Below are 18,932 nucleotides of genomic sequence, written 5' to 3' on the forward strand. Positions count from 1 at the left end.
CCGACCGAAGGGGTCAGCCGAAGGGGTCAGCCGAAGAAGCGGGCCAGGGCCGCCGGGGAGACCACCGGACCGGCACCCTCCTCCGCGGACTCCCCGCCCCGCTCCTCGTCGTCCTCGTCCGTGACGCCCGGACGGGGGACGGGCTTCGGCGGATCCGGGGTCTCGTCGTCCTCACTGGAGTTGACGCACTGGAACATCCAGTTGGCGACGGCCAGATGGTCCACGGTGGCGGCGAGGAGATGGTCGGAGATCGACCACTCCGCCGCCTCCCCGTGGATCTCGCGCTGCACGGCGGCCTCCGTCGGAAGGTGCTTGATCATGACCATCAGGCGCCGGCTGGAGAGCTCGCCCCGGTGCCAGTCGAGGAGATCGGTGGCGTAGTAGCGGAGCAGGTCCGCCTCAAGGGCCTCGGCGTGTTCGTCGACGAACTCGACGAGGCTCAGTCTTCCCCCAGGCCGAGCCCGGTCTCCTTGCCGTAGGCCTCCAGGATGGCGGCGATGTCCTGCATCGTGAGGTCGTGCTCCTCGAAGCGGACGTACTGCTCCTCACCCATCAGGAGTTCGAGCAGACCGTCCACGTCGTTGTCGTCGAGCTTCCGCAGCGCCTTCGCGGTCTTGCGGGAGAGCTCGGTGGGAAGCGTGTAGGACTCGCCGTCCAGCTCGAAGGACCAGGTGCGGCCGTGGGCCTCCAGTCGCTGGGCGCGGGCGGCGTTGACGTCGAAACGGGCCATGGTGATGCGTACTCCTTGTTCGAACGGATGAGGAGGAGAGGGGTGGGGCGGGACGGCGGTGCGCCGTCCCGCCCCGGGTGGAGAAGGATCAGACGGTCGCGGAGTACTGGCTGTCCTTCATGATGAAGGTGGCCAGCGGCTTGCCGTCGCCCTTCGACATGGCGGTGAAGGTGATGCCCAGCTGGGACGCGGCCTTGCGGCCCAGCTTGATGTCGTCGGTCGCGGTGACCTGGCCGTTGGGGATGATGAAGCGGTACTTGACCACGGTCGTGCCACCGGCCTTGACGTCGGTGAACTCGAGGCCGAGGGCGCGCACGTCCACGAACGGACGCTCGGCGATCTCGTAGCGGTAGGTGTCGACCGCCGGGGCCGCGTCCTGCTTGACGGCGTCGCCGCCCATGAAGAACGGCAGCGTGTCCTCGTTGAACTGCAGCAGCGAGAACTTCAGCGACAGGTCACGGGCCGAGTAGATGTAGTGGACCGGGGAGACCGACTGCCACGAGTCGATCGGCTCCAGCTTGTCCTTCTTCGAGAACGTGACGCCGTCGCCGGAGGTGAAGCCGAGGTCCTTCCAGCCCGCGCTGGTCCAGTCGGCGGCGGAGTCGGCGCCGAAGGAGGACGGGGCGGCGTTGCCGGCGGTGGCGACGTAGAGCTTGCCTGCACCGGCGACGCGGATCTCGGCGGCGTTGTTTCCAGCCATGGTGGTGTTTCTCCTTGATGAGAGGGGGTGAGGGCGCCGCCCCGGGCCATCAGGACCCGGGTACGGCAAAGGCCCCGCCGGACGGCAGGGCCTGGTCTGTGGGGCGCGCCCCCGTCAGGGGGCGGCGGGACCGTTACGGAGCGACGGTCAGGGAGAGCCTGATGAGGCAGAGGTAGCGGTTGGCGCCTCGGTAGAGGTAGTCGGGCGTCCAGCGCGGCCCGTCCATCTCCTCCACGTCCTGGACGAGGCTGTTGCCGATCTGCTTGCCGAGCGTCATGAGCAGGGACTTGCGGGCGGCGTTGGCGAGGATGTGGGCCGCGGGCTTGTTCGGCGCGTAGACCTCGAACTCGATCAGCGGCTTGTCCAGGTGCAGGTCGCCGATCCAGGCGCCGCCGCGGCGGTTGACCAGGACGGCGCTCTGCGTGCCGTCGAAGCCGGCCGGGGCCTGGGCGGCGACCGTGACGCCGGCCAGCGCCGGGTCGGCCTTGAGGACGTCGACGACCAGCTTCTCGACGTCCGGGAACGCACTCGGGGGAGTGGTCATGACGGTTCTCCTCGGGGAGGGGTGACAGGACGGGGGCCGCCCGGGGCGCTCGACGCGGGGGAGGGGCGGGGGCGCGGAGCGCTCCCGGACGGCGGACGGCGGAGCCGCGTCCCGACCTGCGGGCGCAGCTCCGCCGCTGCACCAACTGTGACAGGGGGCGTGCGCGCACGCAACTAGTTCTGGATCGGATCTGCCCGACGGCCCGGCGCGGGCTCCTGTCGTACGGCCCGTCGGGGGCCCCCGATAGGTTGACGGCCCCGATCGATCCAGGAGCCGCCCCGTGTCCGCCCGCCCCCGCCTGCTCTACGTGACCGACCTCGCCTACCCGGCCCGGGGCCGGCGCTACGGCGACGAGGACGTCGACCTCACCGCCCGGCTCCGCCGCTCCTTCGACCTGGCGCTCTGTCACCCGCTCGACGCCGCCGCCCTCATGGACGGCTTCGACGCCGTCGTCGTCCGCAACAGCGGCCCCGTCCTCGGCTACCAGCGGGAGTACGAGGCCTTCCGGGAGCGGGCCCGCGCCCGCGGCACCCGCGTCTACAACCCGCTCCACGGCCGCGGCGACATGGCCGGCAAGCAGTACCTCCTCGACCTGACGGCCGCCGGACACCCCGTCATCCCCACCGTCGACCGGCCCGAGGACCTCCACCGCCTGCCGGAAGCCGCCGAGTACGCGGCCAAGCCCAAGGCCGGCGCCGACTCCATAGGCCTGCGGTTCCTGTCGTACGAGGAGCTCGCCGGCCTCACCTACGGCGAGGTCCTCGTCCAGCCGCGCGTCGACTTCCGGTACGAGGTCTCCTTCTACTTCGTCGACGACCTCTTCCAGTACGCCCTGTACGCCCCCGACCCCGAGCGCCGCTGGGTCCTGGAGCCGTACGAACCCACCGCCGACGACCTCGCCTTCGCCCGCCGCTTCATCGACTGGAACACCCTCGACCACGGGATCCAGCGCGTCGACGCCTGCCGCGCCCCCGACGGCGAACTGCTGCTCGTCGAGCTGGAGGACCTCAACCCGTACCTCTCCCTCGACCGCGTCCCCGAGCCGGTGCGCGAGCGCTTCGCCGACACCCTGGCCGACTCCCTGCGCCGCTTCCTGGCGGCATGACGAAGCGCCCCGCGTCCGGTTCGTTCCGGACGCGGGGCGCTTGTCGTATGTCGTATGTCGTACGGGGGCGGGTCAGGCGGTACGGGGACGGCGGCGGGCCAGTCGTTCCGCCGCGAAGACGTCCTCCAGGCGGAAGAGCTGGGCCCGGCCCGCCCGGCCCGCGGCCCGCAGATGGCCCAGCTGGACCCACTTGCGGATCGTCGCGGGCGCCACGCCCGCCTCCTCGGCGGCCAGCGGGCCGGGGACCAGCGTGGGCAGGGCGGGCGAGCTCAGCATGAGGTCTCCTTCGGATCGTCCATCGCCGCCGCGATCTCGTCGGTACGGGTCCCCGACGCCTCCGACAGCTCCTCCCACCGGTCCTCCGGCCACAGGTGCCGGTAGGCCGGGTCGTCCTGACAGCCGCACACCTCGTCGGTGCAGACGCAGGCCGGGTTCACGCACAGCACCGCGCGCCGGTCCGGGAACGCCCGCAGCGACACCGAGTCGCACCAGGGGCAGCGGCCCGAGACCCGCACGATCGTCTCCGAGTCGCCGAGCGTCCGCGCGCAGCGGCGGGCCATCCGGCGGATCTCGTCCCGCACGTGCCGGGCCAGGTCCGGGTCGGCGGCGATCGGGTCGAGCGCCCCCATCAGGCGCCGGAGCCGGTCGATCACGCCGGCGCGGGGCGGGCGGGGCAGCGCGAGCCGGGCGCACACCGCCTCCTCCAGCTCCACCACCCCGTCGGTGATGTCGCGGATGGCGTCGGAGACGTGCAGCCGGATCGGGGCGGCCCCGTGGCCGGGGACGGAGAGCCCGTGCCGCTGCTGGAGCAGCAGGGCCTCCCGGCGCTCCTCGCGGATCAGTTCGTCGCGTCCGGCGGGGGAGGGGACGGGGGCGCTCCCGGCGGGCCCGCGCCGCCCGGGCGCGAGCTCCTCGGCGAGCTCGGGGAACTGCCGTACGAGGGAGGCGGCCCAGAGGACGATGTCCTGCAGGACGGGGGCGGGGGTGGCCTCGGCGGCGGGGCCGGGTGCGGAGGCGCGGGCGGTGCGGTCAGTCACGGCGACCGCTTCCCGCCGTGGCGAGCGCCTCCGGCGTGCGCCGGGCGTCCTTCGGGCCGAGGGGCTTCGCCACGTGCCCGGTGTCCTTCAGGCCGAGCGCCTTCGCCACGCGGCGGGCGTCCGCCGGGCGGCCGTTGCGCCAGAGGCGGCCCGCGCAGACGCCGTCGAAGTAGCTCTCGGCCGGGGCCACCGCCGCCTCGCACTCGCTCCGTACGGGGCAGCCGGCGCAGGCCCGCAGGGCGGGGGCCGCCTCCTTGGCGCGGCGGGCGAAGACGACGGACGGGGAGAGGCCGGCGCACGCGGCGGAGGCCTGCCAGGGGGACGGGTCGGGATGGAACAAGGGGTTCTCCACGGTCCGGGGCCCGCCGGGGCCGTCCATGGGGCCGGTGGGGCGCCTGGGGCTCAGGGGGCCGACGAGTGCGGCGGCGAGCCAGACTTACACGTTGCGTGCGAGCGCGCAACAAAAATCGAGAGGGGTGGGGCGGGCCCTTCACCGATTCGACACGATTGCGTGCCCGAAAGCACGTAATTCCGTGCGCGCAAGCACGCTAAGGTATGGGATCCGGAGGGTGGGGAGCGAGGAGCAGTACACATGAGCACTCAAGGGCTCGACGAGTTCGCAGGCTGGGTCGAAGGCCTGATGAGACAGCGGGGCTACGACATCGACAGCCCGCGCGGCGGCGGCAAGTCCCGGATCGCGGACGAGGCCGGCGTCCACCGCGCGGCCGTCACGCGCCTGTTGCAGCGGCAGAGCATGCCCGACCTGGAGACCATGCGCCGGATCGCCCCGCTGCTCGGCGTCTCCGTCCGCGACATGCTCATCCGGTCCGGCCGCGTGACCCCCGAGGAGCTCCCGATGGCGGCGGACCTGCTGCCGCCGAGCGACTGGCAGCCCTCCATGGAGGACTTCGCCCGCTGGCTGGGGGTGCCCGACGAGCGCATGGGCGTCTTCGTCAAGGTCGTGAACCAGTTCCTGGAGCCCGACACCGACGCGACACCCACCGGCGAGACCCCCGAACCCCGCCGCACCGCCCGGGACTGACGGGGCGGGGGCCGGCGCCGCCCGCGGCCGACCGGGGTCACCCGGCGTCGCGCGGGCCGACCGGCACCGCCGGACGCCGTCCGGTACCGGACGGGACCGCCCGGGATTGCCCGGCGCGGGCCAAAGTCGCCCGGGGTCGCCGGGGCCGTGGGCGCCGCCCGGTCCCCAGCCCGGCATCCGGCAACACCCGGCCGTTCCCGGCCTGCACAGCGGGGTCGCCCGGGGCCGGCCGACACTGGCCGGGGCTGATCGGCGCAGGCCGGCACCGCCCGACGTCGTCCGGGGCGGCCCGCCACCAGCCGGTCCCGTCCGGAGCCGCTCGGTCCCGCCCCGGCGCCCGGCAACGCCCGGCAGTCCCGTCCCGGCCCGCGCCGGGGCGCCCCGACCCCGCCCCGGGCCGCACGCCGAGGGCCGCCCGGCCCCGTATGCGGCCCCGCGCCGGAACGATTCGGCCTGGTCCCGGTCCGGTCCGGGCGGGGGCGGGGGCGGGTGGGCATTTGTTTTGACCGGAGTCCGTGCGATAGGTACGCTCAAGCCTTGTGCCTGGGGTGTGCCTGGGCTCCCGTGCGTGTCCTCAACCGCACGGCGAGTCATATACCGGCCACCGCGATCCGCGCTTTTTCCGCCCCTGGCGGAGGTCCGCGAGATTCGACACACCCGACCGCGTGGGTCGGCGAATGTTCCAGGTTAGTTTTACCGACGGCACACAGAAACCGGAGAAGTAGTGCCTACGATCCAGCAGCTGGTCCGTAAGGGCCGGCAGGACAAGGTCGAGAAGAACAAGACGCCCGCACTCGAGGGTTCCCCTCAGCGTCGCGGCGTCTGCACGCGTGTGTTCACGACCACCCCGAAGAAGCCGAACTCGGCCCTCCGTAAGGTCGCGCGTGTGCGTCTGACCTCGGGCATCGAGGTCACGGCCTACATCCCGGGTGAGGGTCACAACCTGCAGGAGCACTCCATCGTGCTCGTGCGCGGTGGCCGTGTGAAGGACCTGCCGGGTGTTCGTTACAAGATCATCCGCGGTTCCCTCGACACGCAGGGCGTCAAGAACCGTAAGCAGGCTCGCAGCCGCTACGGCGCCAAGAAGGAGAAGTAAGAATGCCTCGTAAGGGCCCCGCCCCGAAGCGCCCGGTCATCATCGACCCGGTCTACAGCTCTCCTCTTGTCACCTCGCTGATCAACAAGATCCTGCTGGACGGCAAGCGTTCCACCGCCGAGCGCATCGTGTACGGCGCCATGGAGGGTCTTCGTGAGAAGACCGGCCAGGACCCGGTCATCACGCTGAAGCGCGCTCTCGAGAACGTCAAGCCGGCCCTCGAGGTCAAGTCCCGCCGTGTCGGTGGCGCCACCTACCAGGTGCCGATCGAGGTCAAGCCGGGCCGCGCGTCCACGCTCGCCCTCCGCTGGCTCGTCGGTTACTCCCGCGCCCGTCGCGAGAAGACCATGACCGAGCGCCTCATGAACGAGCTCCTCGACGCCTCCAACGGCCTCGGTGCTGCCGTCAAGAAGCGCGAGGACACGCACAAGATGGCCGAGTCCAACAAGGCCTTCGCGCACTACCGCTGGTAGTCGCAACCCACATCGAGACCGAGAGAAGACTGAAGCCTTATGGCTACCACTTCGCTTGACCTGGCCAAGGTGCGCAACATCGGCATCATGGCCCACATCGACGCGGGCAAGACGACCACCACCGAGCGGATCCTGTTCTACACCGGCGTTTCGTACAAGATCGGTGAAGTCCACGACGGCGCTGCCACGATGGACTGGATGGAGCAGGAGCAGGAGCGCGGCATCACGATCACGTCCGCCGCGACGACCTGCCACTGGCCGCTCGAGAATGTCGATCACACGATCAACATCATCGACACGCCGGGTCACGTCGACTTCACCGTCGAGGTGGAGCGTTCGCTGCGCGTGCTCGACGGTGCTGTCACCGTGTTCGACGGTGTGGCCGGTGTCGAGCCCCAGTCCGAGACTGTCTGGCGTCAGGCGGACCGCTACGGCGTCCCGCGCATCTGCTTCGTCAACAAGCTCGACCGTACGGGCGCCGAGTTCCTCCGCTGCGTCGACATGATCGTGGACCGCCTCGGCGCGACCCCGATCGTCATGCAGCTCCCGATCGGTGCCGAGGCCGACTTCCAGGGCGTCATCGACCTGGTCCGCATGAAGGCCCTCGTCTGGTCCGCCGAGGCCAGCAAGGGCGAGATGTACGACGTCGTCGACATCCCGGCGGACAAGCTCGAGCAGGCCGAGGAGTACCGCGCCAAGCTCGTCGAGACGGTCGCCGAGAACGACGAAGAGATCATGGAGCTCTTCCTCGAGGGCACTGAGCCCACCGAGGAGCAGCTGTACGCCGCGGTCCGTCGTATCACGATCGCCTCCGGCAAGGGCGGCGAGACCACGGTCACCCCCGTGTTCTGTGGCACCGCGTTCAAGAACAAGGGCGTTCAGCCCCTGCTCGACGCTGTCGTCCGCTACCTGCCTTCCCCCCTGGACGTCGAGGCCATCGAGGGCCACGACGTCAAGGACGCCGAGCTGGTCGTCAAGCGCAAGCCTTCTGACGACGAGCCGCTGGCCGCCCTCGCGTTCAAGATCGCGAGCGACCCGCACCTCGGCAAGCTCACCTTCGTCCGGATCTACTCCGGTCGCCTGGAGGCCGGCACCGCGGTGCTGAACTCCGTCAAGGGCAAGAAGGAGCGCATCGGCAAGATCTACCGCATGCACGCGAACAAGCGTGAGGAGATCGACTCGGTGGGCGCCGGCGACATCGTCGCCGTCATGGGCCTCAAGCAGACCACCACCGGTGAGACGCTGTGCGACGAGAAGAACCCGGTCATCCTGGAGTCCATGGACTTCCCGGCCCCGGTCATCCAGGTCGCCATCGAGCCCAAGTCCAAGGGTGACCAGGAGAAGCTGGGTGTCGCCATCCAGCGTCTCGCGGAGGAGGACCCCTCCTTCCAGGTCCACTCGGACGAGGAGACCGGCCAGACCATCATCGGTGGTATGGGCGAGCTTCACCTCGACATCCTCGTCGACCGCATGCGTCGCGAGTTCAAGGTCGAGGCGAACGTCGGCAAGCCGCAGGTCGCGTACCGCGAGACGATCCGCAAGGCCGTCGAGCGCGTGGACTTCACCCACAAGAAGCAGACCGGTGGTACCGGTCAGTTCGCCAAGGTGCAGATCGCGATCGAGCCCATCGAGGGTGGCGACGCCTCCTACGAGTTCGTGAACAAGGTCACCGGTGGCCGCATCCCGAAGGAGTACATCCCTTCGGTCGACGCGGGTGCGCAGGAGGCCATGCAGTTCGGCATCCTGGCCGGCTACGAGATGACTGGCGTCCGCGTCATCCTTCTCGACGGTGCCTACCACGAGGTCGACTCCTCCGAGCTCGCGTTCAAGATCGCCGGTTCGCAGGCCTTCAAGGAGGCCGCGCGCAAGGCTTCTCCCGTCATCCTTGAGCCGATGATGGCCGTCGAGGTCGTCACGCCCGAGGACTACATGGGCGAGGTCATCGGTGACATCAACTCCCGCCGTGGCCAGATCCAGGCCATGGAGGAGCGCAGCGGCGCCCGCGTCGTGAAGGGCCTCGTGCCGCTCTCGGAGATGTTCGGCTACGTCGGAGACCTCCGCAGCAAGACCTCGGGTCGCGCAAGCTACTCGATGCAGTTCGACTCCTACGCCGAGGTTCCGCGGAACGTCGCCGAGGAGATCATCGCGAAGGCCAAGGGCGAGTAACTCTCCCGAGTTCACGCTTTAGGCTTGACACCAGTCACCGGGGCTCAGCCCCCGAAACCCGAGGGATCGGGCCCCGGTTACTGGCATCCCAGCAAAGATCACCTGGCGCCGATGAAGCAAGGCGTTCAGAACCACTCCAGGAGGACCCCAGTGGCGAAGGCGAAGTTCGAGCGGACTAAGCCGCACGTCAACATCGGCACCATCGGTCACATCGACCACGGTAAGACGACCCTCACGGCCGCCATTACCAAGGTGCTGCACGACGCGTACCCGGACCTGAACGAGGCCTCGGCCTTCGACCAGATCGACAAGGCTCCCGAGGAGCGCCAGCGCGGTATCACCATCTCGATCGCGCACGTCGAGTACCAGACGGAGCAGCGTCACTACGCTCACGTCGACTGCCCCGGTCACGCTGACTACATCAAGAACATGATCACGGGTGCCGCGCAGATGGACGGCGCCATCCTCGTGGTCGCCGCCACCGACGGCCCGATGCCGCAGACCAAGGAGCACGTCCTCCTTGCTCGCCAGGTCGGCGTTCCGTACATCGTCGTCGCCCTGAACAAGGCCGACATGGTGGACGACGAGGAGATCCTCGAGCTCGTCGAGCTCGAGGTCCGTGAGCTCCTCTCCGAGTACGAGTTCCCGGGCGACGACCTGCCGGTCGTCCGCGTCTCGGCGCTCAAGGCGCTCGAGGGCGACAAGGAGTGGGGCGAGAAGCTCCTCGGCCTCATGAAGGCCGTGGACGAGTCCATCCCGCAGCCCGAGCGTGACGTCGACAAGCCGTTCCTGATGCCGATCGAGGACGTCTTCACGATCACCGGTCGTGGCACCGTCGTCACCGGTCGTATCGAGCGTGGTGTCCTCAAGGTCAACGAGACCGTCGACATCATCGGCATCAAGACCGAGAAGACCACCACCACGGTCACCGGCATCGAGATGTTCCGCAAGCTGCTCGACGAGGGCCAGGCCGGTGAGAACGTCGGTCTGCTCCTCCGTGGCATCAAGCGCGAGGACGTCGAGCGCGGCCAGGTCATCATCAAGCCGGGTTCGGTCACGCCGCACACGAAGTTCGAGGCCCAGGCCTACATCCTGTCGAAGGACGAGGGTGGCCGTCACACCCCGTTCTTCAACAACTACCGCCCGCAGTTCTACTTCCGTACCACGGACGTGACCGGCGTCGTGACCCTCCCCGAGGGCACCGAGATGGTCATGCCGGGCGACAACACCGCCATGTCCGTCGAGCTGATCCAGCCCGTCGCCATGGAGGAGGGCCTCAAGTTCGCCATCCGTGAGGGTGGCCGGACCGTCGGCGCCGGCCAGGTCGTCAAGATCACTGCCTGATCTTGAACTGACCTGGTAGCTCGCAAGAGCTGCTGAGCAGTGAGGGAAGGCCCCGCACCGAAAGGTGCGGGGCCTTCTCGCGTTTCCGGTGGGCTTTTTCCGGTGGGCCTTACGGCCGCCAGCTCCAGGGGCGGCCGTCCGCGCCCAGGCCCACGACGACCGGCCCCCGCGCCCCCAGGTGGAGCGCGGCCGCTCCCTTTCCGGCAGGGGTACGGGTACGGAGCCGGCCGCCGGCCCTGAGTGCCGTCCGGCCCTTCAGGTCCGTGCCGAGCAGCACGGTGCCGAGCGCGGCCGACCGGGCGGCCACCACCTCCCCGTACCCGTCGAGACCGGCGTCGCCGTCCGGGCCGATCAGGGGCGCGGACGCCGGCGCCCGGAAGTAGAGCGCGCCGCCCGCGCTCGCCACCGTGGAGCCGGAGAGCGGCAGCGGCGCCCGCTGTGGGACCCCGTCCACCCAGTGCCGTACGTGCTCCCGCCCGGCCGCGTACAGGTGCACCCGGCCGGACGCGTCGAGCGAGACCGCCAGGCCGTCCTGGACCTCTCCGTCGCCGGGGAGCGGCCGCCACGGGGACCAGGAGCCGTCCGCCGCCCGGACCCGCGTCGAGACGCCCTTGTCGGCGTTCCGTACGAAGAGGTGGACCCGGCCGTCGGGGGCCGTCACCGCCACCGGGGCACCGATCCGGCGGCCCCGGTCGTCCCCGCGCTCCGGGTTCCCCAGGCCCCGCCAGGCCAGGAAGGGCCCGCCGGGGGAGCGCTGCTCCAGGAGCACCACCTCGCGCCGGTTGGCCCCGCCGTGCCCGTCGAGTGCGGCGAACCGCACCCCGAGGAGCAGCACCCGGCCGTCGCCGAGCACCGCCGAGCCGAGCGCCGGGGCGAGCGGGCCGCCGCCCAGGTCCACCGGCTCGCCCCAGACGCCGGGCTCCGACTCCCGCCAGCGGACCGCGCGCAGCCCGAGCACCCCGTACGCGGCGAGCCGGCCGCCGGACTCCTCGGCGAGCGCCGGGTTCGCGCCGGGCCAGCGGTGGTGGGTGGAACGGACCCAGCCCTTGCGGTTGGTCAGGGGCCGGTCGCCGCTGACGCCGTAGTCGCCGCAGCCCGAGGGGTTCCCGCACTCCCAGGACGGGTTCCCGCCGTACGGGACGAGCCGGGCCGCCTTCTCCTTCAGGACCTCCGGCGGGAGGTTCTTGGGCCAGTGCCGGTTGTAGTAGCCGCGGAAGGCGGTGGTCGTGAACGCCGGGATCGGTTCGCCGTCCCGGACCGCGTCCGAGACCCAGCGGCACAGGGCGGCCCAGGTGAAGGAGGCGACCGCCGTGTGGTCCCCGTGGTCCGCGTAGCCCGGCTGTTCGGAGTCCCGCTTCCGGGTGGCCTCGGGGCTCAGCTGGATGTCGGGGTCCGGGTCCAGGGTGTGCACGACCGTGGGCCGGTGGCGGCGGAGCAGCCCGACGAGGACGTCGACCAGCCGGTCGTAGTCGTAGGTGTCGGCGCGGGTGACGGGGGAGCCGGCCGACAGGTGGGTGCGCAGCTCCAGGGCGCGGTCCTGCCAGAGCGAGGGCAGCGCCATGTAGCGGCGGCCGGAGTGCATCGGCAGGTTGAGGAAGACCAGTTCGACCCTGCGGGCGCCGTGCACGAGGGTGTCGGCCTCGGCCCGCCGGCCGCCGGGGAGGGTCAGGACCTCCCGCCGCCACGGCGTGAACGCCGGGAGGCCGAGCGCCACCGCGTACGCCTGGCGCAGGCCCTGGTGGCGGGCGGAGGAGTAGGCGGCCCGGTCCGGGGGCGTCTCGGGCATCCCCGCGATCCGGTTCCTGCCGTTGTGCTCGCCGGCCGTCACGTACACGGAGACGAGCGGGACGCCCGCGTCGAGCAGCCGCTGGGCGTCCGGGTTCATGAAGTACAGGTCGTCGTCCGGATGTGCGGAGAACTGCATCAGCAGGGCCCGCCGGGCCCGCGCGGAGGCGATCGGCTTGCCCGGTGCCGGATCGGCGGTCGGTGCGGTCCGGCGCGGCTCCGGTACGGAACACCCGGCGGCGGCCGCGGTGACCGCGAGGGCGGCGGCGAGGACCGTCCGCCGACGGGGTGGAGTGTGCACGACAGGGCCTTTCGCTCAATTGCTCCCCTGGAAGACGGGTGTACGAGCGAGGCGGTTGTGTGCGGGGCGGGGCCGCCCGGAAAGATCACCGGAAAAGATCACCGAAAAAAGATCTTCGAGATCGTGCGGACGGATGTCGAGGGGGCGATCCTGGTTCCGACCGAAGGGTGACAGCGCGCCACCGGGGCGGGCGGGACGGGGAGGACACCCGAGATGAAGTACGTCGCGATGATCTACGGCAACCAGGCCAAGTGGGACTCCTTCCCGGCCGAGGCCTGGCCCGAGGCGATCGCCCGGCAGGAGGCCTTCAACACCAAGTACCGGGAGAGCGGCGAGCTGATCGGCGCGTACGGCCTCGCCGACGCGGCCGCCGCCCAGCTCGTGCGGCGCGAGAACGGGGCCCCCGCGGTCACCGACGGCCCGTACCTGGAGACCAAGGAGTACCTGGCCAGCTTCTACCTGCTCGACTGCGAGAGCCTGGAGCGGGCCCAGGCGATCGCCGCGGACATGCCCTTCGCGGACGTCGAGCCCGTCGAGCTCTGGCCGATCCTGCACGAGTCCGCGGCGGACGTGTGACCGGGACGCACGAGACCGAGGACCTGCTGCGCACGTACGCGCCGCAGGTCCTCGGTGCGCTCGTCCGCCGGTACGGCGACTTCGACCTCTGCGAGGACGCCGTCCAGGAGGCGCTGATCGCCGCGGCGCAGCAGTGGCCGGGGGAAGGCGTCCCCGACCACGCGCGCGCGTGGCTCCTGACCGTCGCCCAGCGCAAGTACGTCGACCACGTGCGCAGCGAGGCCGCGCGCCGGCGCCGCGAGGACGCCGTCGCCCTCGCCACCCCGGACTCCGCGCTCCTCGCGCGCGCCGCCGACGACGCTCCGGACGCCGACCGGGACGACTCCCTGGCGCTGCTCTTCCTCTGCTGCCACCCCGACCTGTCGCCGCCCAGCCGGATCGCGCTCACCCTGCGGGCCGTCGGCGGCCTCACCACCGCGCAGATCGCCGCCGCCTTCCTCGTGCCCGAGTCGACCATGGCGCAGCGGATCAGCCGGGCCAAGCAGACGATCAAGGCCGGCGGACTGTCCCTCGCGCCGCCCGAGGGCGAGGACCGCACCGCCCGCCTCGCCGAGGTGCGGCACGTGCTCTACCTCGTCTTCAACGAGGGCTACACGGCCAGCGGCGGCGACGCGCTCACCGCGCCCGAGCTGTCGACGGAGGCGATCCGGCTGGTCAGGATGCTGCACCGGCTCGTTCCCGAGGACACCGAGACGGCGGGCCTGCTCGCGCTGATGCTGCTCACCGACGCCCGCCGGCCGGCCCGCACGGGCCCGGACGGGGAACTCGTACCGCTCGCGGAGCAGGACCGGGGGAGCTGGGACGGCGGGCTGATCGCCGAGGGCGTGGAGCTGCTCGGCCGCACCCTGCCGGAGGGCCGGGTCGGCCCGTACCAGCTGCAGGCGGCGATCGCGGCCGTGCACGACGAGGCCCCGTCCGCCGAGGCCACGGACTGGCCGCAGATCCTCGCCCTGTACGAGCTCCTGGAGCGCACCGGGCCGAACCCGATGGTCACCCTCAACCGCGCGGTCGCCGTCGCCATGGTCCACGGCCCGGAGGCCGGTCTCGAGCTCCTGGACGGGCTCGCGGAGGACGGGCGACTGGCCAGGAACCACCGCCTCCTCGCGACCCGCGCGCACCTGCTCGAACTCCTCGGCGAGAAGGAGGACGCGGCCTCCGCCTACCGGGAGGCGGCCCGCCACACGACCAGTGCGCCCGAACGGCGCCATCTGACGGAGCGGGCCCGGCGCCTGGGATGACCGTCCCGGACGGCGGGGGAGAGGGGCGTGCGCAGCAGGCGCATGCGCCCCGGCGCATGGGCGTACGTGACGTGGGGTACAGTCTTCGCCCCCGATTGGCGGCCGGAAGGCCCCGTATGGCAGACTGTCCAAGTTGCTCGGTTGAGTGCCGATGCTGCGCGCCTCCCGTCGGGAGGACCGGAAGCGAGTCCCACAGTACTCGTCGCTCCTTCTCAGGAGCGGACGTACGGGAATCTTCTGGGAAGCGTCAGCGGGGTGCCGACCAGGCGCCCGGTGGGTGTTCCGCCCCCGGCCCGCGGTCTTTGGGACCGCGCCCCCTTGGTTGGGAAATCCTCAGGGATTTCTGCGTAGAGGGAGCGCGACACGCCCGACCGCGTGGGTCGGAGACAGGACGCGAACGTGCCGGGTTCCAGAGCGTTACGAGACAAAGGACTACTAGTAGCCATGGCGGGACAGAAGATCCGCATCCGGCTCAAGGCCTACGACCACGAGGTCATCGACTCCTCGGCGAAGAAGATCGTCGAGACGGTGACCCGCACTGGTGCGTCGGTCGCGGGCCCGGTGCCGCTGCCCACTGAGAAGAACGTGTACTGCGTCATCAAGTCGCCGCACAAGTACAAGGACTCGCGCGAGCACTTCGAGATGCGCACGCACAAGCGCCTCATCGACATCCTCGACCCCACGCCGAAGACGGTTGACTCGCTCATGCGCCTCGACCTGCCGGCGGGCGTCGACATCGAGATCAAGCTCTGAGGTGACGCGCGAGATGGCTAAGAACATCAAGGGCATCCTGGGCGAGAAGCTCGGCATGACGCAGGTCTGGGACGAGAACAACCGGGTCGTCCCGGTGACCGTCGTCAAGGCCGGCCCGAATGTCGTGACCCAGGTCCGTACGAACGACGTCGACGGCTACGAGTCGGTCCAGATCGCCTTCGGCGAGATCGACCCGCGCAAGGTGAACAAGCCCCTCAAGGGCCACTTCGCCAAGGCCGACGTCACCCCGCGCCGCCACCTGGTGGAGCTCCGCACCGCTGACGCCTCCGAGTACACGCTCGGCCAGGAGATCACCGCCGAGGTCTTCGAGGCCGGCGTGAAGGTCGACGTCACGGGCAAGAGCAAGGGCAAGGGCTTCGCCGGTGCGATGAAGCGCCACAACTTCCGTGGTGGCAAGGCCTCGCACGGTGCCCACCGCGTGCACCGCAAGCCCGGTTCGATCGGTGGCTGCGCCACCCCGGGCCGTGTCTTCAAGGGCATGCGCATGGCCGGTCGCATGGGCAACGAGCGTGTGACCACCCAGAACCTGACCGTCCACGCCGTTGACGCCGAGAAGGGTCTGCTGCTCATCAAGGGCGCCGTCCCCGGCCCCAACGGTGGCCTCGTCCTGGTCCGCACCGCGGCCAAGGGGGTTTGAGGAACCGATGAGCACCATTGACATCCTTTCGCCGTCTGGCGACAAGGCCGGGACCGTCGAGCTCCCCGCGGAGATCTTCGGCGCCAAGGTCAGCGTCCCGCTGATCCACCAGGTCGTCGTCGCGCAGCTGGCCGCGGCCCGTCAGGGCACGCACAAGACCAAGACCCGTGGCGAAGTCCGCGGTGGTGGCAAGAAGCCTTACCGCCAGAAGGGCACCGGCCGCGCCCGTCAGGGTTCGACCCGCGCCCCGCAGTTCGCCGGTGGTGGCGTCGTGCACGGTCCCGTGCCGCGTGACTACTCGCAGCGGACCCCGAAGAAGATGAAGGCCGCCGCCCTCCGCGGTGCCCTGTCGGACCGGGCGAACCACTCCCGCATCCACGTCGTCACCGGCGTGGTCGAGGGTGGCATCTCCACCAAGGCCGCCAAGACGCTGTTCGGCAAGATCTCGGAGCGCAAGAACCTGCTCCTGGTCGCCGAGCGCTCCGACGAGGCCGCGTGGCTGTCCGCTCGTAACCTGCCCCAGGTGCACATCCTGGAGCCGGGCCAGCTCAACACGTACGACGTGATCGTCTCCGACGACGTGGTCTTCACCCAGGCCGCCCTCGAGTCCTTCGTGTCTGGCCCCCAGACCGCTGAGACCGAAGGGAGCGACGCCTGATGACTGAGGCCGTCGTCACCAGCAAGACCTTCTCGGACCCGCGCGACATTCTCGTCAAGCCGGTCGTCTCGGAGAAGAGCTACGCCCTGCTGGACGAGAACAAGTACACGTTCATCGTCGCGCCTGGCTCCAACAAGACCCAGATCAAGCAGGCCGTCGAGGCGGTCTTCTCGGTCAAGGTCACCGGGGTCAACACGATCAACCGCCAGGGCAAGCGCAAGCGCACCCGCACCGGTTTCGGCAAGCGCGCCAACACCAAGCGCGCCATCGTGACCCTTGCTGAGGGCAACCGTATCGACATCTTCGGCGGTCCGACCGCCTAACGGCGGTCTGGATCGTCCGGAATCGGACGAGGACTGAGAAATGGGAATCCGCAAGTACAAGCCGACTACGCCGGGCCGTCGCGGCTCCAGCGTTGCCGACTTCGTCGAGATCACGCGGTCCACGCCGGAGAAGTCGCTGGTCCGCCCCCTGCACAGCAAGGGCGGCCGTAACAACACCGGTCGTGTGACCGTCCGTCACCAGGGCGGTGGCCACAAGCGCGCCTACCGTGTGATCGACTTCCGTCGTCACGACAAGGACGGCGTGCCGGCCAAGGTCGCTCACATCGAGTACGACCCCAACCGCACCGCGCGCATCGCGCTCCTCCACTACGTGGACGGCGAGAAGCGCTACATCATCGCCCCCAAGGGTCTGACCCAGGGCGACCGCGTCGAGAACGGCCCGGGCGCGGACATCAAGCCCGGCAACAACCTGGCGCTCCGCAACATCCCGGTCGGTACCACGATCCACGCGATCGAGCTCCGTCCCGGTGGCGGCGCCAAGTTCGCCCGCTCGGCCGGTGCCTCCGTGCAGCTGCTGGCGAAGGAGGGCACGATGGCCCACCTCCGCATGCCGTCCGGTGAGATCCGTCTCGTCGACGCCCGCTGCCGCGCCACCATCGGCGAGGTCGGCAACGCCGAGCAGTCGAACATCAACTGGGGCAAGGCCGGCCGCAAGCGCTGGCTGGGCGTTCGCCCGACCGTCCGCGGTGTGGCGATGAACCCGGTCGACCACCCGCACGGTGGTGGTGAGGGCAAGACCTCCGGTGGTCGCCACCCGGTCTCCCCGTGGGGTCAGAAGGAGGGTCGTACTCGTTCGCCGAAGAAGGCTTCGAACAAGTACATCGTCCGCCGCCGCAAGACGAACAAGAAGCGCTAGGAGCGGGTTTAGATGCCGCGCAGTCTCAAGAAGGGACCCTTCGTCGACGGCCACCTCGTCAAGAAGGTGGACGCCCAGAACGAAGCCGGTACCAAGAACGTCATCAAGACCTGGTCCCGTCGCTCGATGATCATCCCGGCCATGCTCGGCCACACGATCGCGGTGCACAACGGCAAGACCCACATTCCGGTGTTTGTCACCGAGTCGATGGTCGGCCACAAGCTCGGCGAGTTCTCGCCGACGCGCACCTTCCGGGGTCACGTGAAGGACGACCGGAAGTCGAAGCGCCGCTAGTAGCGGGGTGGAATGACCATGACAGACACTGGAAGGACAACCATGGAAGCCAGGGCCCAGGCGCGGTACATCCGCGTCACGCCCATGAAGGCCCGCCGCGTGGTGGACCTTATCCGTGGCATGGACGCCACGGAGGCTCAGGCGGTCCTGCGTTTCGCCCCGCAGGCCGCGAGCGTGCCGGTTGGCAAGGTGCTGGACAGCGCCATCGCCAATGCCGCGCACAACTACGACCACACGGACGCCTCTTCGCTGTACATCAGCGAGGCGTTCGTCGATGAGGGCCCGACCCTGAAGCGGTTCCGTCCGCGTGCCCAGGGCCGTGCCTACCGGATCCGTAAGCGGACCAGCCACATCACCGTGGTCGTCAGCAGCAAGGAAGGAACCCGGTAATGGGCCAGAAGGTTAACCCGCATGGGTTCCGGCTCGGCATCACCACGGACTTCAAGTCCCGCTGGTACGCCGACAAGCTGTACAAGGACTACGTCAAGGAAGACGTCGCCATCCGTCGGATGATGACGTCCGGCATGGAGCGCGCCGGCATCTCGAAGGTTGAGATCGAGCGCACCCGTGACCGCGTGCGGGTGGACATCCACACCGCGCGTCCCGGCATCGTCATCGGCCGCCGTGGCGCCGAGGCCGACCGCATCCGCGGCGACCTCGAGAAGCTCACGGGCAAGCAGGTCCAGCTGAACATCCTCGAGGTCAAGAACCCCGAGATGGACGCCCAGCTGGTCGCCCAGGCCGTTGCCGAGCAGCTCTCCTCCCGCGTCTCCTTCCGTCGCGCCATGCGTAAGAGCATGCAGGGCACGATGAAGGCCGGCGCCAAGGGCATCAAGATCCAGTGCGGCGGTCGTCTCGGCGGCGCCGAGATGTCCCGCTCGGAGTTCTACCGCGAGGGCCGTGTGCCCCTGCACACGCTCCGCGCGAACGTCGACTACGGCTTCTTCGAGGCCAAGACGACCTTCGGCCGCATCGGCGTGAAGGTCTGGATCTACAAGGGCGACGTCAAGAACATCGCCGAGGTCCGCGCCGAGAACGCCGCTGCCCGTGCGGGTAACCGCCCGGCCCGTGGCGCCGGCGCTGGCGACCGCCCGGCCGGCCGTGGTGGCCGCGGTGGCGAGCGTGGCGGCCGCGGCCGCAAGCCGCAGCAGTCGGCTCCGGCCGCCGAGGCCCCCAAGGCCGACGCCGCCGCCGCTGCTCCGGCTGAGAGCACCGGAACGGAGGCCTGACCG

24 protein-coding genes are annotated in these 18,932 nt (G+C 70.2%); 16 read left to right on the forward strand and 8 right to left on the reverse strand.

The genetic code is table 11. From position 1 onward, the window contains the following. Positions 1–26: 26 nt before the first annotated feature. The 4 genes from SVTN_RS22745 to SVTN_RS22760 all read right to left on the reverse strand — a co-directional run bounded on the left by SVTN_RS22745 (position 27) and on the right by SVTN_RS22760 (position 1,974). Entirely contained in the window at positions 27–320 is a 294-nt protein-coding gene (locus SVTN_RS22745) for a hypothetical protein (RefSeq protein WP_425428995.1), read from the reverse strand. Positions 321–439: 119 nt separating this feature from the next. Beyond that, positions 440–730, reverse strand: a complete 291-nt coding sequence (locus SVTN_RS22750) for a hypothetical protein (protein WP_030687847.1) — start codon at positions 728–730, stop codon at positions 440–442. 88 nt (positions 731–818) lie between these two features. Next, positions 819–1,430 carry a phage tail tube protein gene (locus SVTN_RS22755; protein ID WP_041130765.1) on the reverse strand — a complete coding sequence of 204 codons (612 nt, stop codon included), beginning with the start codon at positions 1,428–1,430 and terminating at the stop codon, positions 819–821. A 133-nt stretch (positions 1,431–1,563) separates the two neighbouring features. Next, entirely contained in the window at positions 1,564–1,974 is a 411-nt protein-coding gene (locus SVTN_RS22760) for a hypothetical protein (RefSeq protein WP_041130766.1), read from the reverse strand. A gap of 280 nt (positions 1,975–2,254) precedes the next feature. Between SVTN_RS22760 and SVTN_RS22765 the strand changes: the two genes are divergently transcribed. Beyond that, the gene (locus tag SVTN_RS22765) at positions 2,255–3,079 is read left to right on the forward strand and encodes an ATP-grasp domain-containing protein (protein ID WP_041130767.1); all 825 of its coding nucleotides are present in this window, start codon (positions 2,255–2,257) and stop codon (positions 3,077–3,079) included. A gap of 72 nt (positions 3,080–3,151) precedes the next feature. On the opposite strand, the gene SVTN_RS22770 is transcribed toward SVTN_RS22765, so the two are convergent. Genes SVTN_RS22770 through SVTN_RS43275 form a run of 3 tightly spaced genes read right to left on the reverse strand, consistent with a single transcriptional unit; the run spans position 3,152 to position 4,456 of the window. Beyond that, the gene (locus SVTN_RS22770) at positions 3,152–3,355 is read right to left on the reverse strand and encodes a MerR family transcriptional regulator (protein ID WP_030687838.1); all 204 of its coding nucleotides are present in this window, start codon (positions 3,353–3,355) and stop codon (positions 3,152–3,154) included. Then, positions 3,349–4,116, reverse strand: coding sequence for a hypothetical protein (locus SVTN_RS22775; protein WP_078908451.1), 768 nt, complete (start codon positions 4,114–4,116; stop codon positions 3,349–3,351). Before SVTN_RS22775 ends, SVTN_RS22770 begins: the two co-directional genes overlap by 7 nt. After that, on the reverse strand, positions 4,109–4,456 hold the full coding sequence (locus SVTN_RS43275; protein WP_245727611.1) for a WhiB family transcriptional regulator: 348 nt from the start codon (positions 4,454–4,456) through the stop codon (positions 4,109–4,111). The genes SVTN_RS22775 and SVTN_RS43275 overlap by 8 nt, the downstream gene beginning before the upstream one ends. 252 nt (positions 4,457–4,708) lie before the next feature. Here SVTN_RS43275 and SVTN_RS22785 point away from each other — a divergent pair, with 252 nt between their 5' ends. From SVTN_RS22785 to tuf, 5 genes are all read left to right on the forward strand, one after another. Beyond that, positions 4,709–5,158 (forward strand): helix-turn-helix domain-containing protein, encoded by a 450-nt coding sequence (locus tag SVTN_RS22785; protein ID WP_041130768.1) that lies wholly within the window; start codon positions 4,709–4,711, stop codon positions 5,156–5,158. 724 nt (positions 5,159–5,882) lie between these two features. Then, positions 5,883–6,254: a 30S ribosomal protein S12 gene (gene rpsL / locus SVTN_RS22790; protein WP_003948652.1), complete on the forward strand. Its 372-nt coding sequence runs from the start codon at positions 5,883–5,885 to the stop codon at positions 6,252–6,254. 2 nt (positions 6,255–6,256) lie between these two features. Continuing rightward, the gene (rpsG, locus tag SVTN_RS22795; protein ID WP_015035567.1) at positions 6,257–6,727 is read left to right on the forward strand and encodes a 30S ribosomal protein S7; all 471 of its coding nucleotides are present in this window, start codon (positions 6,257–6,259) and stop codon (positions 6,725–6,727) included. A gap of 39 nt (positions 6,728–6,766) precedes the next feature. Further along, a complete protein-coding gene (gene fusA, locus SVTN_RS22800; RefSeq protein WP_041130769.1) occupies positions 6,767–8,893 on the forward strand; it encodes an elongation factor G in 2,127 nt (708 codons plus the stop codon). A gap of 150 nt (positions 8,894–9,043) precedes the next feature. Further along, a complete protein-coding gene (tuf, locus tag SVTN_RS22805; RefSeq protein WP_041130770.1) occupies positions 9,044–10,237 on the forward strand; it encodes an elongation factor Tu in 1,194 nt (397 codons plus the stop codon). A 109-nt stretch (positions 10,238–10,346) separates the two neighbouring features. On the opposite strand, the gene SVTN_RS22810 is transcribed toward tuf, so the two are convergent. After that, a complete protein-coding gene (locus SVTN_RS22810; protein WP_041130771.1) occupies positions 10,347–12,323 on the reverse strand; it encodes a PIG-L family deacetylase in 1,977 nt (658 codons plus the stop codon). Between the two features lie 213 nt (positions 12,324–12,536). On the opposite strand from SVTN_RS22810, the gene SVTN_RS22815 reads away from it, so the two are divergent. From SVTN_RS22815 to rpsC, 10 genes are all read left to right on the forward strand, one after another. After that, positions 12,537–12,899: a YciI family protein gene (locus tag SVTN_RS22815; protein WP_041130772.1), complete on the forward strand. Its 363-nt coding sequence runs from the start codon at positions 12,537–12,539 to the stop codon at positions 12,897–12,899. Continuing rightward, positions 12,896–14,137: an RNA polymerase sigma factor gene (locus tag SVTN_RS22820; RefSeq protein ID WP_041130773.1), complete on the forward strand. Its 1,242-nt coding sequence runs from the start codon at positions 12,896–12,898 to the stop codon at positions 14,135–14,137. The genes SVTN_RS22815 and SVTN_RS22820 overlap by 4 nt, the downstream gene beginning before the upstream one ends. 444 nt (positions 14,138–14,581) lie before the next feature. Further along, positions 14,582–14,890, forward strand: a complete 309-nt coding sequence (gene rpsJ / locus SVTN_RS22825; RefSeq protein WP_003948644.1) for a 30S ribosomal protein S10 — start codon at positions 14,582–14,584, stop codon at positions 14,888–14,890. 13 nt (positions 14,891–14,903) lie between these two features. Continuing rightward, entirely contained in the window at positions 14,904–15,548 is a 645-nt protein-coding gene (rplC, locus tag SVTN_RS22830; protein WP_030687820.1) for a 50S ribosomal protein L3, read from the forward strand. Positions 15,549–15,555: 7 nt separating this feature from the next. Then, a complete protein-coding gene (gene rplD / locus SVTN_RS22835) occupies positions 15,556–16,206 on the forward strand; it encodes a 50S ribosomal protein L4 (RefSeq protein WP_041130774.1) in 651 nt (216 codons plus the stop codon). Beyond that, complete coding sequence (gene rplW / locus SVTN_RS22840) at positions 16,206–16,529, forward strand: 50S ribosomal protein L23 (protein WP_041130775.1); 324 nt, start codon at positions 16,206–16,208, stop codon at positions 16,527–16,529. Before rplD ends, rplW begins: the two co-directional genes overlap by 1 nt. A gap of 40 nt (positions 16,530–16,569) precedes the next feature. Next, on the forward strand, positions 16,570–17,406 hold the full coding sequence (gene rplB, locus SVTN_RS22845; protein ID WP_030208986.1) for a 50S ribosomal protein L2: 837 nt from the start codon (positions 16,570–16,572) through the stop codon (positions 17,404–17,406). Positions 17,407–17,418: 12 nt separating this feature from the next. Continuing rightward, complete coding sequence (gene rpsS, locus SVTN_RS22850) at positions 17,419–17,700, forward strand: 30S ribosomal protein S19 (protein ID WP_015035577.1); 282 nt, start codon at positions 17,419–17,421, stop codon at positions 17,698–17,700. A gap of 42 nt (positions 17,701–17,742) precedes the next feature. Then, positions 17,743–18,090 (forward strand): 50S ribosomal protein L22, encoded by a 348-nt coding sequence (gene rplV / locus SVTN_RS22855; RefSeq protein WP_031012097.1) that lies wholly within the window; start codon positions 17,743–17,745, stop codon positions 18,088–18,090. Beyond that, positions 18,090–18,929, forward strand: a complete 840-nt coding sequence (rpsC, locus tag SVTN_RS22860) for a 30S ribosomal protein S3 (protein WP_041130776.1) — start codon at positions 18,090–18,092, stop codon at positions 18,927–18,929. The genes rplV and rpsC overlap by 1 nt, the downstream gene beginning before the upstream one ends. Positions 18,930–18,932: the final 3 nt, after the last annotated feature.

It is taken from the genome of Streptomyces vietnamensis, assembly GCF_000830005.1.
In the GTDB taxonomy this organism is placed as follows: Bacteria; Actinomycetota; Actinomycetes; order Streptomycetales; family Streptomycetaceae; genus Streptomyces; species Streptomyces vietnamensis.